The 20788-nt window shown below is 61.9% G+C and carries 16 protein-coding genes, 1 tRNA gene and 1 pseudogene; 10 read left to right on the top strand and 8 right to left on the bottom strand.

Annotated features, from left to right (window positions below; translation table 11 throughout):
- Nucleotide 1 precedes the first annotated feature (1 nt).
- The 3 genes and pseudogenes from JQ553_RS25520 to JQ553_RS25510 form a co-directional block, all read left to right on the top strand.
- Nucleotides 2–1060, top strand: a complete 1059-nt coding sequence (locus JQ553_RS25520; RefSeq protein WP_409363092.1) for an arginase family protein — start codon at nt 2–4, stop codon at nt 1058–1060.
- Complete coding sequence (locus tag JQ553_RS25515; protein WP_212502790.1) at nt 1057–2208, top strand: radical SAM protein; 1152 nt, start codon at nt 1057–1059, stop codon at nt 2206–2208. Before JQ553_RS25520 ends, JQ553_RS25515 begins: the two co-directional genes overlap by 4 nt.
- 69 nt (nt 2209–2277) lie before the next feature.
- A pseudogene (locus JQ553_RS25510) lies at nt 2278–2661 on the top strand (integrase core domain-containing protein); the annotation flags it as partial.
- 190 nt (nt 2662–2851) lie between these two features.
- Here the strand turns inward: JQ553_RS25510 and JQ553_RS25505 are convergent.
- Complete coding sequence (locus JQ553_RS25505; RefSeq protein ID WP_212502789.1) at nt 2852–4447, bottom strand: L,D-transpeptidase; 1596 nt, start codon at nt 4445–4447, stop codon at nt 2852–2854.
- Nucleotides 4448–6911: 2464 nt separating this feature from the next.
- Here JQ553_RS25505 and JQ553_RS25500 point away from each other — a divergent pair.
- Nucleotides 6912–7319, top strand: coding sequence for a hypothetical protein (locus JQ553_RS25500; protein WP_212502788.1), 408 nt, complete (start codon nt 6912–6914; stop codon nt 7317–7319).
- A 97-nt stretch (nt 7320–7416) separates the two neighbouring features.
- On the opposite strand, the gene JQ553_RS25495 is transcribed toward JQ553_RS25500, so the two are convergent.
- The gene (locus JQ553_RS25495) at nt 7417–8181 is read right to left on the bottom strand and encodes a triacylglycerol lipase (protein WP_212502787.1); all 765 of its coding nucleotides are present in this window, start codon (nt 8179–8181) and stop codon (nt 7417–7419) included.
- The gene (locus JQ553_RS25490) at nt 8171–9076 is read right to left on the bottom strand and encodes an alpha/beta hydrolase (RefSeq protein ID WP_312015199.1); all 906 of its coding nucleotides are present in this window, start codon (nt 9074–9076) and stop codon (nt 8171–8173) included. Before JQ553_RS25490 ends, JQ553_RS25495 begins: the two co-directional genes overlap by 11 nt.
- Before the next feature lie 715 nt (nt 9077–9791).
- On the opposite strand from JQ553_RS25490, the gene JQ553_RS25485 reads away from it, so the two are divergent.
- Together JQ553_RS25485 and JQ553_RS25480 are read left to right on the top strand one after the other, a co-directional pair.
- The gene (locus tag JQ553_RS25485; RefSeq protein ID WP_249144583.1) at nt 9792–10031 is read left to right on the top strand and encodes a hypothetical protein; all 240 of its coding nucleotides are present in this window, start codon (nt 9792–9794) and stop codon (nt 10029–10031) included.
- Between the two features lie 552 nt (nt 10032–10583).
- Nucleotides 10584–15416: an NAD-glutamate dehydrogenase gene (locus tag JQ553_RS25480; protein ID WP_212502786.1), complete on the top strand. Its 4833-nt coding sequence runs from the start codon at nt 10584–10586 to the stop codon at nt 15414–15416.
- Nucleotides 15417–15559: 143 nt separating this feature from the next.
- Here JQ553_RS25480 and JQ553_RS25475 read toward each other — a convergent pair whose 3' ends face one another.
- Together JQ553_RS25475 and JQ553_RS25470 are read right to left on the bottom strand one after the other, a co-directional pair.
- The gene (locus tag JQ553_RS25475; protein WP_212502978.1) at nt 15560–15730 is read right to left on the bottom strand and encodes a hypothetical protein; all 171 of its coding nucleotides are present in this window, start codon (nt 15728–15730) and stop codon (nt 15560–15562) included.
- A gap of 211 nt (nt 15731–15941) precedes the next feature.
- Nucleotides 15942–16026, bottom strand: a tRNA-Leu gene (locus JQ553_RS25470).
- A gap of 185 nt (nt 16027–16211) precedes the next feature.
- On the opposite strand from JQ553_RS25470, the gene JQ553_RS25465 reads away from it, so the two are divergent.
- Nucleotides 16212–16748 (top strand): disulfide bond formation protein B, encoded by a 537-nt coding sequence (locus tag JQ553_RS25465; protein WP_312015198.1) that lies wholly within the window; start codon nt 16212–16214, stop codon nt 16746–16748.
- 22 nt (nt 16749–16770) lie between these two features.
- Here JQ553_RS25465 and JQ553_RS25460 read toward each other — a convergent pair whose 3' ends face one another.
- Entirely contained in the window at nt 16771–17856 is a 1086-nt protein-coding gene (locus tag JQ553_RS25460) for an AbrB family transcriptional regulator (protein WP_409363091.1), read from the bottom strand.
- A gap of 120 nt (nt 17857–17976) precedes the next feature.
- A complete protein-coding gene (locus tag JQ553_RS25455) occupies nt 17977–18252 on the bottom strand; it encodes a PsiF family protein (RefSeq protein ID WP_212502785.1) in 276 nt (91 codons plus the stop codon).
- Nucleotides 18253–18430: 178 nt separating this feature from the next.
- On the opposite strand from JQ553_RS25455, the gene JQ553_RS25450 reads away from it, so the two are divergent.
- On the top strand, nt 18431–18925 hold the full coding sequence (locus JQ553_RS25450; protein WP_212502784.1) for a hypothetical protein: 495 nt from the start codon (nt 18431–18433) through the stop codon (nt 18923–18925).
- Between the two features lie 52 nt (nt 18926–18977).
- On the opposite strand, the gene JQ553_RS25445 is transcribed toward JQ553_RS25450, so the two are convergent.
- Nucleotides 18978–19535, bottom strand: a complete 558-nt coding sequence (locus JQ553_RS25445) for a TetR/AcrR family transcriptional regulator (protein WP_212502783.1) — start codon at nt 19533–19535, stop codon at nt 18978–18980.
- A gap of 92 nt (nt 19536–19627) precedes the next feature.
- On the opposite strand from JQ553_RS25445, the gene JQ553_RS25440 reads away from it, so the two are divergent.
- Nucleotides 19628–20062: a thioesterase family protein gene (locus tag JQ553_RS25440; protein ID WP_212502782.1), complete on the top strand. Its 435-nt coding sequence runs from the start codon at nt 19628–19630 to the stop codon at nt 20060–20062.
- 5 nt (nt 20063–20067) lie between these two features.
- Nucleotides 20068–20547: a PaaI family thioesterase gene (locus tag JQ553_RS25435; protein ID WP_212502781.1), complete on the top strand. Its 480-nt coding sequence runs from the start codon at nt 20068–20070 to the stop codon at nt 20545–20547.
- Nucleotides 20548–20788: the final 241 nt, after the last annotated feature.

Raw genomic sequence — 20788 nt, 5'->3', positions numbered from 1 at the left:
CATGCCAGACCGCACCATAGTGGAAATCGCGAGCGATCTTAATTTGCGGAGCGCTTATGGACTTGTTGACGGCCAAATCGTCGAGGTCGAAAATGAGCCGGATTTTAAACGCAGTGACTGTCACGACATGTCTAGCAAATTTGACCTCGTCGATCCGATACAACCCTTCATGGGTTTTCGAACGGATGGGCTCATTCGCCCGAACGAGTTCGTGGCGCTTGGAGTGCCGTCGGATGTAATGTCCACCGAACGCCAAGGGTCGGCCGAAGCGCCCCGCGTCCTGAGGGAGTGGTCGAATAAAGTTGGTACGTATTCGACGATGAAGGGCAAGTTGTTCAACAGAGCCTCCGCCGGAATCGACCTTGGGGACCTTCGGATCCGACGATTTCGTCCGGAGACCACTTATCGGCTCATATACGACCACGTCGCTGGAATCGTTTCTGAGGGTGGCGTGCCATTCCTGATCGGAGGCGACCACGCTATCTCCTATCCCGCAGTGGCGGCCGTTGCCGCGAAATTTCCAAACTTATTGTTGGTCCAGTTCGATTCACATCACGACGCTACTGATCCTGCCGAATGGGATTGCGAGTACAACCACGGGACTTGGGTGCGCAACCTCATTCAAGATGGTTCCATTTCCGGGAATCGCGTCATTCAAATCGGAATCAGGGACTTCCAGTGGAGCCACAGCGGCGCAGCTTTTATCTCCAAAGAGGCGGTCAATGTTTTTCCATGTTCCGAGATGACGGAGCCCAGAGGGATTAGTCGTCTTGCAAGTCTCCTCGGCAAGCATGCGAATGCTCCCGTCTATCTCAGCCTGGACATCGATTGTGTGGATCCAGCCTTTGCTCCCGGAACTGGAGAGCACATGGTGGGCGGCTTTACCTCACGCGAGATTGTTGGATTGATAGACCTTGTAGTGTCTTCCCCGATCCGCCTGGTTGGCACAGACTTGGTGGAAGTCGTGCCAGCGCTCGACATCGGCGGACGAACATGCGCGCTTGCGGCGCATTTAGCGGCGAAAGTGATCAATTCCAAACTTCGAGAGGGCAACGATTGAAAGGCTTCGGGCCACTTGCTGAATCAAACTTTGACCGGTTGCAAGCGCTTCGCAAGGCCGGCGAACCGCTGCTTGACGTGAAGATCCCCCCTCACTATCGCATCTTGGTAGAAAGGGAGATCGAGCTGCTCGGCCGCATCGATGGCCCCCTATATTCCATTGTAGCTCCTAGAAGCGATCGCTTCGACCACAGCACTGAGGGAGTTCCGAACTTCGTTGATGATTTCGGGCACATGCCAAACGGGCTTGAACACATTGTCGTTCACCGTTATCCGAGGAAGCTGCTTTACTTTCCGACGCAATTTTGCATTGGGCATTGCCAATATTGCTTCAGGCCGGACATCACGGCGCTGGAAGCAAAAAGAAAACGGGAAATCAACGGCGTCAGCCCTAAGGTACTCCAGAGCGTACAGAAGTACCTGCTTGCTCATCCTCAAGTCCGGGAGGTCATTTTCTCCGGCGGCGACCCCCTGGCTTGTTCTGTCGAAGACGTTGAGCTGGCTCTTACTTGCTTCCTCGAAGTACCGTCGGTGAAATCGATTCGTTTCCACACCAAGGCGCCCGTATTTTCCCCATCCATTGTCACGCAGGCGTGGATAGATTTGCTGACCAAGTACAAAATTCGGCTTGTACTGCATATCGTCCATCCCTACGAACTCTGTGAGGTGACCACGTCGGTTATAGAACGACTGCACCGGGCAGGCATCGCGCTTTACAATCAAGCACCTCTGCTGCGTGGCGTGAATGATCATCCAGCGGTGATCATGGAGCTGCTCTATCGCGGCGCCGAAATTGGTATTCAGCCTCTGACTTTCTTTGTTGCTGACCCTATTCGCTATGGCGAGTCTTACAGGATTCGCCTTGATCGGGTTTATCGCTTGGTCGACGAGGTTTTCCTGCGGGGAGAGGCATGGATCAGCAACTTTCGGGTTTGTCTCGACACTCCGATTGGTAAGGTCAAGGAGGCCCATATCGTGCATTCCGATCGCGACTCCGACTACTATGTCTTCGAGCGAGACGGCCAACGGATCAGCTATGCCGGCATACCGAGGCAGCTCGACAAGCCCACGCCGTTGCAGGATCTCCTGTATAATGGTGCTTCATTTGTCGATATGGCGGATTGGCGGGATATGCCGTCCTTTGTCTAGCGATTGGACTTAGCGCCTGCCGCTATTTCCCGTCCATAAGAAGGCTGAGATGGTGACGATGGATGCCACTTGCCGCCACGATTCAGTTTCCGCGGCACTGACGTCGTGGAGATACTGGAAGGAGTCTGCAATGGAGTGGGATTCCCGGAAACGATCCGTGTCGATCAAGGCACCGAGTTTGTGTCGCGAGATCTTGACCTGTGGGCCTACCAGCGCGGCGTCACTCTGGACTTCTCTCGGCCCGGCAAGCCCACCGACAACGCCTTCATCGAAGCTTTCAATGGCCGCTTCCGGGCCGAATGCCTCAACACGCACTGGTTCCTCAGCCTTGCGGACGCGAGCAAAAAGTTGGGGGATTGGCGCAACTATGAAGAACGGCCTCACGGGGCAATCGGCAACAAGCCGCCGATAGCGCTACTGAATCGCGATGGCGTAACCAGCCCGCCACCGTGATCACGCCGGAAAACTCTACCCTCCGGCGATCCAAAGTTCGGTCTCAGTGCAGGGCCGGCTACCGTCTCGGCTTGGTCGAGAATGATCCCAAGTGGTCTTGTGGCTGTTCCTGATTGACGTCCGCTTTTTGGGATAGACCAGACTTGGGGCGCATCGCCCCCGAGCTGCCATGCGGCCTACGTACCGCGTCTCACCACCGGCCCGGTTGCATTGGATAGCCCTGTTGCACGGGATAGCCTTGTTGTGCCGGATAGCCCCGTTGTGTCGGAAAATAGGGCTGACCGCCGCGCTGACGCGTATTGTTGATTTGGGGTTGGGGATTCCAGCTGGGCTGGAAAAAGGCGCCGAAACCTTCGCCGCCCCAGGTGCTGCCGTCCGCAATCTCGACAGCTGGCGTGGGCTTGCGCGTAATGAAGCCGCCCTGGGGCTGGTTGCTTAGCACTGCCACGAACTCGGTGCGATAGTTGGTCTCGCGGCTCAGCGGCTCGTCCGAGATGACGATCGAGGATCGCGGCAACGCCGTCGGCCCGACGCGATCGAGCACGTCCTGCGGGATGCTGATGCGGTCGAGCGCGCTTTTGGCGCCGTCGCCGTTGTCGATCGTGACGACGCTCCAGCGCAGGCCCGCGTCGGTCCGCGCCATCGCCGTGAATATATGCGTGCCGATCTTCTTAGCCGGGTCGCGGATCGTGATCGGAACCTCGATGGACGTATCGAATACCTCGCCGCCCCCGTCCGGCGCCGGCTTATGCGTGTTGCGCCGCACGTAAAGCTTCTGCGTCGCACGGCTGATGTAGATCGAGACCGGCTCCAGCGCGAGTGTCGCCTCGCGCGCCGCTTTGGCGGCTTCAGCCTTCCGCATCTCGGCCGCTTTGGCGGCGGTCTTGGCGACGGCGGCGTCAGGCTTCGAACTCGCATCGGCCTTAAGGGCGGCGATCTGCTTTGCCGCTTGCTCGACCTTGACGGCGGCCTTCTGCTTGCGGTCCTCGGCCTGCGCCCTGGCCTGGTCGGTCTTTGCGGCGGCGAGCACCTTGTCGGCGAACGCGAGTTCGGCGTCGGCGTTCCGCTTGAGCCCCTCCAGCTTGCGCAGCGATGCCGCGAGGGCTGTACTCTCGCGCGCCGCCATAGCGGCGGCCTTCTTCGCCTCGTCGGCCGCCTTGATAGCCTCCGCGGCCTCGTGGGTGAGCGTCTCGGCACGACCCGGCGCCGCCGCGACGGACTCCGCTTTCGGCATGAACAGCGCCGGATGGGAGAACTCGACCGGAGTCGCGTCGTTCGGTGAGATGATCACCCGCATCCCAATCCGAGTCTTGTCGAACAGATTCTCCGCAAAGCCAAAAGGCATCCGCACGCAGCCATGCGAGGCCGCGTAGCCGGGCAGTGGCCCGCCGTGCAGCGCGATGCCGTTCCAGGTGATGCGCTGCATGTTAGGCATCTCGGCATCGTCATACATGGTCGAGCGGTGATCCTTGTCTTTCTCGATGACGGCGAACACGCCGGCCGGCGTCTCGCGTCCCGTGGTGCCGGTCGACACCGGCGCGCGCAGGATCCAGCCGTCGGCGTCGTAGAAAGTGACCTGCTGGCTCTTAATCGATACGATCGCCATGATCGGCTCGCCCGCATCGCGCGGCGCCGTCGCCTCGATAGGTGACGCGGGGCGCGCCTGTCGCGCCTCAGCGGCGTTGAACGCGGCAAGTAGCGCCATCGCCGCGAGTGAGACTATGACGGGAGTTCCCCAACGCCGCATCGCCACGGTGGATTGCGCCGTCGCAAATCGACTTGCCATGCCATGCCCCGGTTGAAATGCCTGTTCGCGCTTGTGTCGAGGTGTCAGATCGCGATTCTTGAACCTGCCAACCGCCGCCGGCACCATTCACGCCATCGACTCCGGGGCTGAATCTCTCATACACGACAGCCCGAGCAGGAGCAAAGGTGGCTCGCGGCTGAAATTGGGGGCAGGGAGTATTCCCGTCCGGTATTGGGAATGAAACGGACCCGCGCTAAGGTAGGACGTCGGCCAATGGGCCATCGCGTCATTTCGCTGCGCGGCGGACTTTGGTCGCGATGCTAGCATAGCGGACATCAAACAAGACACGGCGCGTCCCCTTAAACTGCAATCACTGATTTCTCGCACCAGATATCCTCAATAGGTGCGGTCGCGCGATCCCCGCACTCGACCCCCGACCCAAAGGGACGACCTTCCCCTATCAATGGAGAACTCGCGATGGAGCCGGGTCGAATGAGTTGTTGGCGAAACTCCGAAATTCTCTCCGCCAAGGTCCGTCACAGTAGAGTCGCAGGTCTGGTGTGCCCGAAGCGGAGTGCCACGTCGCGACAAACACTTGAGATATATTCTCACCGTGATCGTGCTGCGAAATTCGATAGAGCGCGAGGTCCGGTTCCTCCATGTACGTGACGACGAAAAATTCGTCAGTAGCGAAGCAGCGGAAGGTTCTATCGACCTGTTCGATGTCTAGGCCGTACTGGCAGAGCAGGGCGTCGGTGAGCCTGATGAGCTCGGTGACCGCTTCCCGGTCGAGCGCCGACGTGCTGGCAGAGCTTTGTCTAGCCAGCCTTCTCGATCGCTCGATCACTGTGGACTTGGCATAGTCCAACAGGGCCGCGACCTGACGCGCCAGGTACCTTGTCCCTAGCACTCAAGGCTCCCCCATGAGATGACGACAGCACACATTACAACGTGGAACTGTTTTTTTTGTTCCACGACTTACTTCAACGTAGAGGTTTTTTGGTTCCATTCCCGGCTCAAGGCGGACAATCCATTTCCAGCCCTTGGATGAAAGCGATTGAACGACCGAAAGGTCTATTCCGCGATGCTCCATTGCGCGCCCGCTCTAGGCGGGCCCCAAGCGCCTAGATGGTGGCGATCAATAAGGCCGCCTCACTGGGCTTCCTCTTCTTTAACGCGACCCTTGCCACCGCAAACCTTGCACTTCGGCGGATATACCTTCCAACCAGGCGGCGGGAGTTCTTTGACCGGCTCAAAACCGGTGCCGTTGCAGGCAGGGCATTTTACCTCAACTGCTTTTGGAGTTCGCTTCATCGCTTCGACGTTAAACGGAGTGCTTAAACTCCCGGCGCCAGCCGGTTGCGTGCCTTGCTACACTCAAGCGAGACGAGCCGCCCGGGCGATCACCGGACAGCTCATTCCGCAACTTCTGGCATGGCCAGTTCCATACTCTCGTCTGGGCGGGACCGTCGCTCCGGGGGTGCGGAGCGGCGATCCCTTATCGCGCGATGCATGGTCGGCGTCGGCCAATACGCACGACTGTGGATACAGTAAAATCGAAAATGCCCGCGGCAATTGCGATTCAGAACTAGTCCGAAAGTGCGAATTTCATCGACCGGCGATCACGACCCCGCCCCTTGCCGAACGGCGCCGCGTTCCCGATCCTGTCATGCCAGTTCGGCACGATATTCGCCGCATCGGCTGCCCCGCAGACCGTACACACCAGGCGCCAGCCAACTCGAGACCACGGTTGATCCTGAGGCAGGGCATCAACATGAAAATCGACCCTACGCCCACGGCCGCCATGGCATTGGATGTTGCGGGTGACATGGCCGCCAGCGACCCAATCCGCGGGACCGCCAGGCGGGTAGTGGCCGGACCATTTCGTATATCGGCGGCGCGTTACATGCGCCATCATGCCGCCCGGCGGGCAGCCCTGCAAACTATCAATGCCTCGGGGGCAGGGAACGCCAACGAGCTACTGTGCGCCGTGCGTCACCGGAAGTGTAAGCGGCTGGCGACTCATTGAGGCCGGGGTGCAGAGGCATAGCGAGGATTGATCCTACAATGGGCGTGTGCCGGAGGCGCTGGCCATGCGGATCGCGAGCCACGGTATCGTCGCCAGCCTGCAAAACCTGCCGGCCCGCGCGCTAAACGAGGCGCTGACACGAAGAGGCGGCCAACGCGCGTGATCCGATTGCTGATGATGAGGTTTCGCGCAGTAGGCGTCTCGGGGGGGCACGACCGGATCTTCGGACGACGGAGGCTCGCCTCGCCGCGGAGTCGGGCTTCGCTTATGCCGATATTCCAAAGGGTCCCCGAAATCAAAAAGGGGCCGCTCACGCAGCGGCCCCTTGCTGGGAAAATTCTCGAAAGGAAGGCTTACGGGATGAAAGGACAGCCCCCAGCAAGAGCGATGTTACACGCTTCGACGGGTTGAGAAATCCGGGCTACTACTGTCTGCGGTGCTGACCATGACGGCCGTGCTAATGGGGAGCGCCAATTGATCAAGGACTTCTTTCGCTATCCGTGCGGAAGAATGCAGGGGTGGACCTCAACTTCAAAAATTTATCACGCGGATCTCAAAGCTTCGTACCTCAAACTCGAGCTTAAGCAGTTCGCCGTGGATCGTGGGCGCTCCGAAGCGTTTTTTTTCGATGCTGATCCTCCCCTGTGCCGACGCACGAGCGTCTCGGGCCGAACAATGGTGAGGACCGACAAATTGATGGAAACCAGCGATACAGCTGGATCACCAGCGATCATGGTTCGTCAGCCGGAGGCAACCCTGCAGCCTCCGCCGCAAGACGATCAGCTGATGTCGAAGCGTCGTTCCCATGTCGAACTTCCACTTGAACGGCGAGGTCAAGGCGGCCAGAACAAAGAAGCCCGATCATCCCGCGAGCTTAGGTGATTCCGCCATATCATCGACCGGGACAGAGTTTTCGGTATACCCAGGTCGGAGCGCCGCGCAGGGACCTCACCTCGGCGAATTAGCGGTTTATTTCTGGCTAGCTCGAACGAGGAAACCATCGTGCCAACGTCGGACTTGGCTCAAAGGGCTTCCAGGTTCCCGGCGGTTGCGCGAGACGATCGGCGATAACCCACAGGGCTGGCGCGTGAAAGCCGAGGCCAATATGGGTGGTGTTGACCTCGATGTTCTCCCGCTCGCCGCCCTCTTCCTCCAGGCACGCGCGCCAGGCGACCACGCCATCGGCGCGGGTGTAGATCGACGTCGACGGGACTGGAATCGGTGAGGCCAACCGGCTCACCCGCTCGGGGGTTGGCGGCTCGTATTTCTGTCCTGTGAGGAGCCTCCAGACGGCGCGGACATTGCTTGCGCCGGGCGCCGCAAAGGGGCTTCCCAGCGTAATCACCATGCGAACGGCAGCCGGATTTTGTCGGGCGACCTCACGCGCGATGATGCCGCCACGGCTCCAGCCGACGAGGCTGACCTTCAAGCCGGAGTCCGCCTGGAGCTTCCTGATCTGGGTGGTCACGGCAGAGAGGTCGGCCTCCGGCGCACGCACGTTGCGGCCACGGCCCCAGCCATGGACCTGATAGCCGAGGCTTTCGAGAAAACTACGGATAGCGATGGTGGATCGATCGTCCGCCCCTAGCCCGGGCAGGACCATCACCGGGTGCGGCTGTCCTCGCGGTGCGGCAGCCAGGAAGGGCGCCGCAGCGAGCAGCGCAGGAATATCCAGCAGTCCGCGCCCCTCGATGGCGAGCAGAGCGAGTGGCGGTGGTCTGACTGTCTTATCGTCAGGGCACATTTTTCGAATCTTTCGCTACGGCCGTTCCAGCACTGCCGCGGACCTGTGTTGCATCCACTGCGAGGCAATGATCCGCAATGGCTTCGACAAGGATGGGCACGAGACCGTTTGCCAGATCATGTCCCATACCTGGAATGATCTTCAGTGCAGCACCAGAAATATGCCTGGCGGTGTCCTCGCCCCCTTGGATTGGAACGAGCGGATCGTCGGCGCCATGGATCACCAGTGTCGGGACCCTGATCTGCTTGAGGAGTTCGACCCGGCTCCCAGATGCAAGGATCGCCAGCAGGTGGCGCCCAGCTCCGGGTGGATAGTATGAGCGATCGGCCGCCTGCTCGACCTTCGCCCGAAGATCTGCCTCCGACGTCGGAAAACCCGGGCTACCAATGACACGAAGGATCGTCATGCCCGCCTTGATAACGTTTTCGCGGTCGTCAGGATGAGGACGGGGAGCAAGCAGCGCCGACGTCGCCTCGGGCTTGCCTGGCGGCAGGCTAGGGTCGCCACTCGAGGACATGATCGACGTCAAGCTCCGCGTGCGATTTGCGAACCTGGCCGCGATGATCTGGGCGATCATCCCTCCCATCGAAGCGCCGACCACGTGGGCATTGCCGATGCCGAGCGCGTCCATGAGGCCTATGGCATCCGCCGCCATGTCGTCGAGCGTGTAGGGGGCGTCGACCGATTTCCCAGCCATCGCTCGCGCAAAGGCCCCCGCGAGGTCGATCGGGGCCGCCGTCTCAAACTTCGTCGAGAGGCCAATATCGCGATTGTCGAAGCGCACGATGCGAAACCCGCGTCGCGCGAGCGCGACGCAGAATGCCTCGGGCCACGCAATCATCTGCGTGCCGAGACCCATGATGAGCAAGATTACCGGGGCTTTCGCGTCGCCCACCTCGTCGTACGTTAGTTTGATTCCGTTCGCAGCGACAATTGGCATCCCTGTCTCCCCGTGCACAACCCTCTCATCAAGAATCGCTCAGACATCGGGCTTTGCTAGGAACGCAGCCGAATGCCCGGATCAGGCCGCTAGGTTGATACTTGATCCATTGGACTGCAAGCTCCGGTGAATTTCCGTAACATATCATCATCGCATCGAGGCTTTCGATCGTGTTCATCTATCGAAGCACTAAGAACGGCTTACTGACGCTTCGATGCTACTCGTGCCCGCTAGCACCAGCCCCCACGTCGAGGCCGCCGCACTGATCGATAATACCAAGCGGAATTGATGATCCAGGGAGACCAATCCCGCTAGCCCGGTATCGTAGAAAGAGATCGGCGCCGATCTCGCCTCGAACGGGTCCATGAGGACCACCTCGGGATGGGCACCAGCAGTCGCTACAGGTCTCGAAGTCTCATTATGCCCCATAATCTTGCGCGTCAGGTACCGGAAATTCTGTCATGCACTGATGCTCGGAATCGTAGAGGAAGTTCTTCGCTTCGCGACGCGATGTGAGCAGAGAATCTGCTGGCCACCTGAATCTGTTGGCTCGCCGATTTCGCACGCGGGAACTCCGAGTGGATCAAGACAGGTTGGCTTACTGATTCATGCTAGACCAGCAATCCTTGATGAACTCCGACAAATCATTTGCCTGAGCGAGCGAAGTACTTTGACTTATGTCAACGGTCAAATAGCGCTGTTCATTCGCTTTTGGTTGACGTCGACACCTGCAATTCCGGAACAGTCGAGACCTGCAGCACGTGCGAAGGGCGCTGAGCGCTACGATCGTTTTGTCGAAACGCTCGGCCGGCGCCTCTCCGGCGGATCGACGGTTCGCGAGGAAGTCAGTATCGAATCCCCAGATATCGGAAACGCGGCGCGCGTCAAAAGTCAGGCCGGCTCCTTTTGAGGATGATGCCATTCGTCTCGAGCACGACATGCGTGTGATAGCCGAGACAGTCGCGCTACACGCTCGATATCAGCCAGCTGCGCATTCACCTGCCGTCGCTTCTGCCCTGGTCCATCGTGTCCATTGCCGGCGCCGCAACAGTCCTTAGCTTTGCGGCCGTAGCCGCAGCAGGTTCGAGGTGCGGCCACGGGCGGCTTGATACGGCGCCTACTCGCCGATGATCGGCAACGACCTCGTGCAAAGTCGAACAATGGCGCGTCATTCAAAGCAAAATAACAAAACTTATAATTTATTGAAATTGCTTGCGATTTTCTGCCTTCAATGCGGTTGCGGCCGCCAGCGTCTGCCTCAGAATGCTGTCATAGGGCATCTCCGCATGCCTCACGACAGCGTGCGGATTTCACTCCGGGATCGTAGTATCGTCGTTGCAAGCGGTCGAAGCTTTGGGACCGGGATTTGTGTAACGCGCCGATCGCGGAAGGCGACGCCCCTCGAACAGATGCACTCCAGAATCAAGCTGATGATCGCGACGGCGGTCGGACGGCACGGCAAATGGAGGATACAATGGCGTGGCGAGACGACAGGGCCCGGGTAACACTGATCCGCGATGCAGCGGGCAGCGTGCAGCCGGGCAAGAGCCCGCGGGCCTTTGCCGAGCCCTTGTTCGGCTATACCAATATCGAGGATCTCGCCAATTACGACGCCGCATCGCTTGCCCTCCTGGCAGAGCAAGCCTGGGAACATGTGCAGCGGCGCACGGCCGGTGGCGCCGATATTCGCGTCGTCAATCCGGTGCTGCCGGGCGGGCGCGAGATTTCCGTGCTGGAGATTCTCAACGACAACATGCCTTTCCTGTTCGATTCCACCATGACGGAACTTGCCGAGCAGGGCATCGAAGTCAGCCTCGTCGCTCACCCGATCATCGCCGTGGAGCGTGACGACCAGGGCAAACTGCTCCGTTTCTATGGCGAAGCACTGCCGGAGGGAGCAAGGGGGACGCGCGAAAGCTTGATTCATCTCCACATCACCCGCCTGGACGCCGACGTTGATCGCCAGAAGCTGATCGACGGCCTCACCAGGACGTTGAACGACGTCCGCGCCTGCGTCACCGACTGGCGCGCCATGCGTGACCGCGTCGAAGAAGCGATCAAGACTTTCTCTTCCAATCCGCCGCCACTGCCGATCGACGAGGTCGCCGAAGCCAACCAGTTCCTGCAATGGCTCTGCGCGGACAATTTCACTTTCCTGGGCGTGCGCGAATATCGCTTCTCGCCCGACAGCGACGCGTCCGACGACATTACTACCGGCGAAGGACTCGGGATCTTGCGCGATCCCGACGTGAAGGTCCTGCGCCGCGGCAGCGAAATGGTGGTGATGACGCCGGAAATTCGCGAGTTTATGCGCGAGCCGACCCTGCTGATCGTCATCAAGGCCAATGTCAGTAGCCGCGTTCATCGCCGCATCCGGATGGACTATGTGGGTATCAAGCTCTATACGCCCGACGGCCGGCTCGAGGGCGAATTGCGCGTCGTCGGCCTGTTCACCTCGGGCGCCTATACCCGCTCGGTGCGACAGATTCCTTATGTCCGCCACAAGGTCTCGCGGGTGCTCCAGCGCGCGGGCTTCGACCCGAGCGGTCATTCGGGCAAGGCACTCATGCATATCCTCGAAGAATATCCACGTGACGAACTGTTCCAGATCGACGTCGACACTCTCTACAATTTCGTCATAGAGATTCTGATCCTCTACGAGCGCCCGCGCGTCCGGGCGCTGGCGCGGGTCGACAAGTTCGATCGCTTCGTCTCCATTCTCACGTTCATCCCGCGCGAGAAATACGACACTGACGTCCGCATGCGCGTCGGTGCCTTCCTGTCGCAGGCCTACAGGGGGACCCTGTCAGCCTCCTACGTTTCATTCCCTGAAGGGGCGCTCGCGCGCGTCCACTACATCATCGGACGCTATGAAGGCGAAACTCCCACCGTCGAGCGCGCCACCCTCGAAGCCGGGATCAGCGCCATCGCTGCGACCTGGGCCGACAAGCTGAAGGGCGCGCTCGCCGCGTCGACCGACGGCATGCGGGCGCGCATGCTCACCAGCCGATATGCCCAGGCCTTTAGCGGCGGCTATACCGAGGTGTTCGGCGCGGAACAGGCGATCGCCGACATCGCCACCATCGAAAGGCTCACGCCAACGCATCCGGTGGCGATTTCCGTTCACCGCGATGAAAGCGAGGGCGATTCCCGGCGCTTCGCATTGAAGGTATTCTCGCACGGCGCGCCCCTGTCGTTATCCTATCGCGTGCCCGTGATCGAAAATCACGGCTTGCGCGTGGTCAACGAGCGCACCTATCAGATTGCCCCCCGCGCCATGCCGGCGCCTCCGCCGGTCTGGCTTCACGACATGACGATCGAGACCAGCGACGGCCAGCCGATCGCGATCAGCCCGGAATTCAGCCATCGTCTGGAAGCCTCGATCATGGCGGTGGTCGGCGATCGCGCCGAATCCGATGGTTATAATGCCCTGATCCTGCGCACCGCCCTGGGCTGGCGGGAAGTCTCGACCATCCGGGCGCTGTCACGCTATCTGCACCAGATCCGCGCTCCGTTTACCCAGGATTACATGTGGGAAACCCTGCGCAAGAACGCCGCGATCATGGCCAACCTCGTCGCGCTGTTCCAGACCCGCCTCGATCCGCGCCTCGCCACAACGGACGCCGAGCGCTCGGCACGCGAGGTGGCCCTGCTCGCCGAGGTCGAGGAGCAGCTCAAATCCGTCGCCTCGCTCGACGAAGACCGCATCCTGCGCCGCTTCACCAATCTGGTGCAGGCAACCATCCGCACCAATCTGTGGCAGATCGGCGAGGATGGACATCCGCGTCCGGTGATCTCCTTCAAGTTCGATGCGCGCCGGATCGACGACCTGCCCGCTCCACGACCTCTCTACGAAATCTTCGTCTATTCACCTCGTGTCGAAGGTATCCACCTGCGCTTCGGCAAGGTCGCACGCGGCGGCTTGCGCTGGTCCGACCGGCCGCAGGATTTCCGCACCGAGATTCTCGGCCTGGTGAAAGCGCAGCAGGTCAAGAACGCCGTGATCGTGCCGGTCGGCGCCAAGGGCGGCTTCGTGCCCAAACGGCTGCCTCCGCCTTCCAATCGCGATGCCTGGCTCGCAGAAGGCACCGAAGCGTATCGCATCTTCGTTCGCTCGCTGCTCGAACTCACGGACAATCTCGATGGCGACATCGTCGTGCCGCCCGAATCCACCGTGCGCCATGACGGTGACGACCCTTACCTGGTCGTTGCCGCCGACAAGGGCACCGCCACCTTCTCCGACGTCGCCAACGCGATCTCAGCCGAGAAGAACCATTGGCTCGGCGACGCCTTCGCCTCCGGCGGCAGCCAGGGCTACGACCACAAGAAGATGGGGATCACGGCACGCGGCGCCTGGGAGGCAGTCAAGCGGCACTTCCGCGAGCTCGGCACCGACATCCAGACGATGCCATTCACCGCCGTGGGCGTGGGCGACATGTCCGGCGACGTCTTCGGCAACGGCATGCTGCTCTCGCCGGCGACAAGGCTCGTGGCGGCTTTCGATCACCGCGATATCTTCATCGATCCGTCCCCCGATCCGGCAATCAGCTTCGCCGAACGCAGGCGCCTGTTCGACCTGCCGCGATCGAGCTGGCAGGACTACAACAAGTCACTGATCTCGCAAGGCGGCGGCGTGTTCTCGCGCCAGCTCAAGGCGATCCCGCTCGCTCCCGAGGTGCGCACCCTACTTGATCTCGACAAGCCGCAAGCCACGCCTTTCGAGGTGATGACGGCGATCCTGAAGGCGCGCGCGGACCTCCTTTGGTTTGGCGGCATTGGCACCTATATCCGCGCATCGGCAGAGAGCGATGATCAGGCCGGCGACCGCGCTAACGATCCGATCCGCATCACCGGCAGCGATGTTCGCGCTCGGGTGATCGGCGAAGGCGCCAATCTCGGCGTCACCCAGCGCGGCCGCATCGAAGCGGCGCAGAAGGGCGTCAAGCTCAACACCGACGCGATCGACAATTCGGCCGGCGTGAATACGTCCGACGTCGAGGTCAACATCAAGATCGCGCTGGCGCGCCTGGAGCGCGAGGGGCGCCTCAGCCCTACTGACCGCAACAACCTGCTTGCCGCGATGACTGACGAGGTCGGCGCGCTGGTGCTGCGCAACAACTATCTGCAGACGCTGGCGCTCTCGCTCGCCGAGCGCAAGGGCGTGGCCGAGACCGGCTTCCTCGCCCGCCTGATGCAGTCGCTCGAGCAGCGCGGTTTGCTCAGCCGCGCGGTGGAGTTCTTGCCCGATGACGCGGCTCTCACCGAGCGCACACGGCGCGGCCAGTTCCTGACGCGGCCCGAGCTCGCGGTGTTGCTCGCCTACGCCAAGCTGACTCTCTATGATGACCTGCTCGCCACCAGCGTGCCCGATGATCCCTATCTTGCCCGCGAACTCTCTCAGTATTTTCCGCGCGAGGTTCAAGACAAATTCCCGACCGCGGTCGAAATCCATCGCCTGCGGCGGGAAATCATCGCGACCAGCCTCGCCAATGCGGTGATCAACCGCGGCGGCCCCGGCTGTGTGGTGCGCCTGATCGACGAGACGGACGCCGATATCCCTACCATCGTCATGGCCTACGTGGCGGTAGATGAATGCTACGGACTGAAGTGGCTCAATGACGCGATCGATGCACTCGATACCTGCATCGACGGCCAAGTGCAGCTGTCCCTCTACGCTTCTGTGCAAGACCTCCTGCTTTCCCGCATGGTCTGGTACGTGCGCAATGTCGATTTCAAGGACGGGCTGGAGGCCGTCGTCGCGCGCTTCGGTCCGGCTATCCGCCAGATCGTCGCCGGGCTCGACACCGCCCTGCCGCCGGACTTGCAGGGCGCACGTGCCAAGCGTCGGCAGGACCTGACCGATGCCGGTGTCCCGGCCGGCCTTGCCGGCGAACTCGCCGATCTCGACGCTCTGGTCTCGGCACCCGATATCGTGACGGTTGCGGAGCGTACCACTCGCCCGATCGGCGACGCCGCCGCGACTTTCTTCGCCGCCCAGGCGAATTTCCGTCTCGACCGGATCACCGCGGCCGCACGCAGCGTGCCGGCGAACGATTATTTCGAGCGCATGGCCATCGATCGCGCCGTCGAGCAGATCGCTGGCGCCGAAAGAAGACTTGTCGCGGATATGTTGGCAAGCGGCCAGTCCGGGCAGCAGGCCGTGGAGACCTGGCTCGCGGCCCATCCCGAAGCGACGCGCATCCGCCGCTCGGTCGAGGAGATTGCTGCTAGCGGCCTGACACTCGCCAAGCTGACGGTGGCGGCGAACCTGCTGGGGGACCTGGTCAAAGCCTGAGAGCGTGCGAGGCGGCGATGTGAGACTGTCAAACGCGATGTCAGCGCTGGTTGCTGGCCGGCGAATGGAGGAAGTAATGATCCACGCGAGTTGCCATACCTCCGATAGTGTCCGCTGCATTGAGTTCGATGCCACCCCCTGGTTCAGAGAGGCTGACGCTCCACGCTGCTCGGTCTTTGCCGTCCGCCGGTCACGTCGGAAATCTTGGCGGGGCTTCGCGCGCCGTTGTCGAATTTCGGTCGGGCGGCGGGGCAGTCGACGTCAGTCCTGACCTGCTTGGGGTTGGCGCACGCGCCACCGTTCTTGCGGGCCATCTGCTCAATTCCTTGGTTCGGAATTGCGAAAGTCGCCGTGAACGTTTGTTCTCCCGATACCAATAAAAATACCAACAAATCGGACGGCTGGGATCGGATGAGAACAAACGGTGATGAACGCCGATGTACGTGGAAGTGCCTTTTTCTCAAGGGCTTCGGAGCACAGGGCGGACGGTTGCGGACGCTTCGGAACGTGCTTGAACAGCCTAGTTGGTGCCCCTGGCCGGAATCGAACCAGCACTCCTTGCGGAACTCGATTTTGAGTCGAGCGCGTCTACCAGTTCCGCCACAGGGGCCTTCGTGATGCGGGGTGTGAGGGCCCGGTCGCGAAGCCGGCGGACTATAGCGGTCGATCTGTTCCGGTCAACCCGCGCGGATGTGATTGTCGCTTGCCTCGACGGCCCTGTTTCAGAGAGATACCAACCCGATCGCGCACAAATCCGGTATTGGCTTATATGACCATGCTCGCAGGAGACCAGCCGTGACGCTCGCCACCGCCGACACCTCGCAAGGGACCGCAGCGGGCAATCCCGCGCTCGTGGCGGCCTCGGCGATTGCCCTGATCGCGGCGGCGACGCTCGCCGGGGCCTGGTTCTTCCAACTCGTGCTGGAGATCCTGCCCTGTCCGCTGTGTCTCGAACAGCGCTACGCCCACTATCTCGCAGTCCCGCTCGGCGTACTGGTGGCGTTCGCGGCGGGGCGGGGCGCGCCGCGGCCGCTGCTGCTCGCCGGACTTGCGATCCTCGGACTCGCCGCGCTGGCGAACGCCGGGCTCGCCACCTATCACGCCGGCGTCGAATGGGGATTTTGGCAGGGGCCGACCGACTGCTCCGGCCCGATCGTCAATCTTGGCAGCGCCGGCAATCTTCTGGAGCGGCTCGAGACCGTGAAGGTGGTCCGTTGCGACGAGGTGCAATGGCGCTTCCTCGGGCTCTCGCTTGCGGGCTACAACGTGCTGATCTCGCTCCTGATGGCCGCGCTCGCGGCGTGGGGCGTGGCGAGGACGGCGAAGGCCTGAGTTTTCGTTCGCCCTCGACGACCTAATCGTCCACATCGTCCTGCGGCCGTCCGAACAGATGGATGATACCCGGCGTCGTGATCGTGACGAATACAAAGCGCGACAGATGATGCGCGCCGACGAAGATCGGGTCGATGTGCAGCGTCAACGCCAGCGCGAGCATCGCGTCCATCGCGCCGGGGGCAAAGGCGACGACGATGTCGCCGAGGCGCACGTGGGTGGCAAAGGCGATCACCGCGACGAAAATCGCGGAGATGAGAATCGCGATCACGAACGAGCCGAGGCCGGCATTGACATGGCTGAGCAGGGTCGAAATTTTCATCCGCGCGAAACGGCTGCCGATCAGGGCGCCGATTCCGACCAGCGCGACGTTGCGGATCCAGGGCGGCAGGCCGCCATCGACCACGCCGGCACCGTGCAGCAGGCTTGAGGCGAGCATCGCGCCGAACATCCAACTCGCCGGAAATTTGACCCGGCGCAGCAACAGCGCGACGCCGATCGAGGCCGCGATCAGCACCGCGAGGCCGGGCGGGGACGCAGCCGCGGTCGGCAGCGGCGGCGGTGCTGCGTGGGTCACTCCGCTCAATGCCAGCACGAGCGGCAGCGCCGCGGTCAGAATGATCACGCGGATGGTCTGCACCACAGCGATCGCCGCGACGTCGGCGCCCTTCTCCGCGGCGAGGACGGTGATTTGCGACAGCGCGCCAGGACTGCCGGCGAGGAACGCCGAGGTCTGATCCCAGCCGTGGACGTGCTGCAGGTAAAAGCTCGAGCCGAAGGTCGAGCAGAAGGTCGCAAGCGCCAAGAGGCCGATGGTGAGCGGATAGGAGCTCATGTGCTGGAGCAGTTGCTGCGACACCAGCGATCCCAGCGAGATGCCGAGCAGCAACAGCACCGCCTGCGTCAGCACCGGCGGCACCGCGAGCGGCCGGCCCATCAGCGCGGCGATGGCGACCGCGGACATCGCGCCGGAGATCAGTCCTCCTGGCAGCTCCGCCCATAAAAACAGCAAACCGCCAGCGGCGCCGATGACGAGGGTCTCGAGCCCGTTCAGGACTTTGGAGCGGTCGGGAATGGCTGACGCCATCGAAGCGCGGATCAGGGTCACGCCGTCTTATGGCAAATCCATACCCGCGCGACAAATGCATCTCGCGATTGCAGCATTGCGCGGGGAAAACGTTTGACGAAGTGAACCTACCCTCCCCTCAAGGGGAGGGTAACACTCAAATTACTTCGCGGCGGGTTGCGAGGCGGCTGCCTTTTCCTTCTTGCATTCGGAGCGGAATTTCTTGCGCTCCTTGCCGTGCAAGCCTTTGGCGTCGGCTTCCTTGGAGCACTCGAGCGATGTAGCGCTACGCTGCTTCTTCTCGGCTGGCGCCTTGGTCTCGGTCTTGGGTGCAGCGGCGTCCTTGGCCGCTGGTGCAGGGGTCTGCGCGACGGCCGAACCGATCAGCAGCAGGGAGGCGATGGCAGTTGCGGTCGCGAGCGCGGAAATCTTCGTCATGAGGCACCTCTAGAGAAGGGAGGCGCGAACGTTGCGCGACGATGCTGAACCGCGGATGAACATGCGGCGTTCTCGGCGCCACAATATTTTGATTGGCCGGTGGTCTCATGCGTTGTCGCAAGTTCCGGTTGCGCTAGGATGACGGTCTTACGTCAATGCCCCCCAAGGGAGACCAAGGATGACCATCCAAACGAGATTGTTGAGCGTGATTGCGGTGTCGGGCTTTGCAGCCTTCGTGGCGACCGCGCCGGCGCAGGCCCTGACGACGCAGGAATGCAGCGCCAAGTACCAGGCTGCCAAGGCGGCCGGCACCCTCAACGGCCAGAAGTGGAACGATTTCCGCAAAGCGCAGTGCGGCGCCGACGCGACGCCGGCCGCCGCTCCCGCAGCACCGCCTCCTGCCGCTGCCGCGCCCGCTCCGGCCGCGCCGAAGGAAGCCAAGAAGGAAGCAGCGCCCGCGGCAGCTCCGGCCGCAGCAGCAGGCCCCGCGATCTATCCGACCGCGGTCGATCCGAAATACGCCAAGGAGACGGCCGGCAAGGCGCGCATGCACACCTGCGTCGACCAGTACAATGCGAACAAGGCCGCCGGCGGCAACGGCGGGCTGAAGTGGATCCAGAAGGGCGGCGGCTACTACAGCGAATGCACCAAGCGGCTGAAGGGCGCAGCCTGAGCAATTGATCGGAGCAGCATGTCGGGCGGCCGGCGTGATGCCGGCCGCTTGCTTATTTGCCGTCGTCGAGCAGCGTCTCCGCCGATTTGGCCAGCAACTGCGCGCGCTTGTGCGCGCCGCGTTCGAGGAACAGAAGACTCTGGCCGAAGATGAAGCAGTAGAACAGGAAGGATTTCGCATCGGCTTGCTCGGCCGGTAACCCGGTCGCGCGATAGAGCTGGCCGACATTCTTCAACCGCGCAGCATCGACGCTTGCGACTGCCGTTGCCGCGGCCTCGTCGGTGCGGGCCCAGTTGCGGATCGCAAGCTCGATCGCCATCGCCTCGGTGTTCATGCGCTCCGAGTAGAGCTTGATCAGCCCCTTCAGCCGCTCGCGCGCGGTGGCGCCGTCGAGCGCGGTCTGCTTCTCGATCGCGGCAATGCGGCCGTCGCGCCAGCTTGCGAGCATGGCGTCGAGAAGCGCGGCACGATCCCTGAAACGGCGATAGAAGCCGCCCTTGGTGACGCCGAGATTCTTCGCCAGTACCTCGACCCGCACGCCCTCGATGCCGGAACGTGCGATCTCGGCAAACCCGGCTGTGACCCAGCCGCCGCCCTTGCCGTCAGTCATCTGCTCCCTGCCATTTTTGATACGGTGCCGTATTGCTAGCCTGCTTCGGTTGTGATACGCTACCGTATCAAGGAAGCACGGGAGAGCGCAGGATGGTGGGCGAGGCGACGTATCGCGGCACGGTCTATCCCTGGCAGTGCGACCATGTCGGCCACATGAACATCATGTGGTATGTCGGCAAGTTCGACGAGGCGAACTGGAATCTGTTCACGCGGCTTGGGTTGACGCCGAGCTACTTGCGCGAGTGCGGCCGAGGCATGGCCGCTGTGCAGCAGACCCTGTCCTACAAGCGCGAGCTGCTTGCCGGAGACGTCGTCGAGATCAGGAGCCGGCTTCTCGAGATTCGCGACAAGTCGATCCGCTTCCTGCATGAGATGCGCAATGGCGAGACCGGCGAGGTTGCAGCAACCTGCGAGATCACCGGGGTGCATGTAGACCGAAAGGCGCGAAAGTCGGTGCCATTCGCGCCTGCGATCCGTTACGCCGCCATGCAGCACCTTGCACCGCTGGAAGGCGTGACTGCGTGACGGCCATGACGCGCTTTGAGCCGAAACATCCGGATTACCGCGCGGTCGCGACCGATAGCTTCGATCGCCAGCGCGCGATGAAGACGCTCGGCATTTCGATTGTGCGGCTGGAGCCCGGCGAGGTCGACCTCGCGATGCCCTATTCGCCCGATTTCACCCAGCAGAACGGGTTTGTTCATGCCGGAATCATCACGGCAGGTCTTGACAATGCCTGCGGCATTGCAGCCTTCACACTGATGTCCCCCGAATCCGACATCCTCACCGTGGAGTTCAAGACCAACCTGCTGGCCCCGGCCAGGGGCGAGCGGTTCGTGTTCCGCGGCGCCGTCGTCAAGCCGGGCCGCACGCTGACGGTCTGCGAGGGCAGGGCGTATGCCGTGCATGACGGCGTCGAGGCGCTGGTCGCGATCATGACCGGCACGCTGATGGCGCTGCCACGCCGCGAGCAGCCAGCGCCGCGTGAGAAGATGGGTGTGCCGGCGTGACGAATACACGGATCACGTCGCGGCTGGTTCCCATTGCCGTAACATTTCTGGCGCGCTGATCTGCGGCGCGGCGCAGCTTGCGACACAAGTGTGACGGCGAGCTCCCGCAGATCGCGGTAACAGCGTCCGGCATGGCCACTTGCGCAACCATGCGTGGTCGAGGCTGGTGTGCTAAAGACCGGAGGCGCTATGCGTTGCCGGCGACCCGCCATGCATGCCGGAATGGCGCGGGCGCGATACC

It is taken from the genome of Bradyrhizobium lablabi (genome assembly GCF_018131005.1).
Lineage (GTDB): Bacteria > Pseudomonadota > Alphaproteobacteria > Rhizobiales > Xanthobacteraceae > Bradyrhizobium > Bradyrhizobium lablabi_D.
This window is presented reverse-complemented; position numbering and strand designations above follow the sequence as displayed.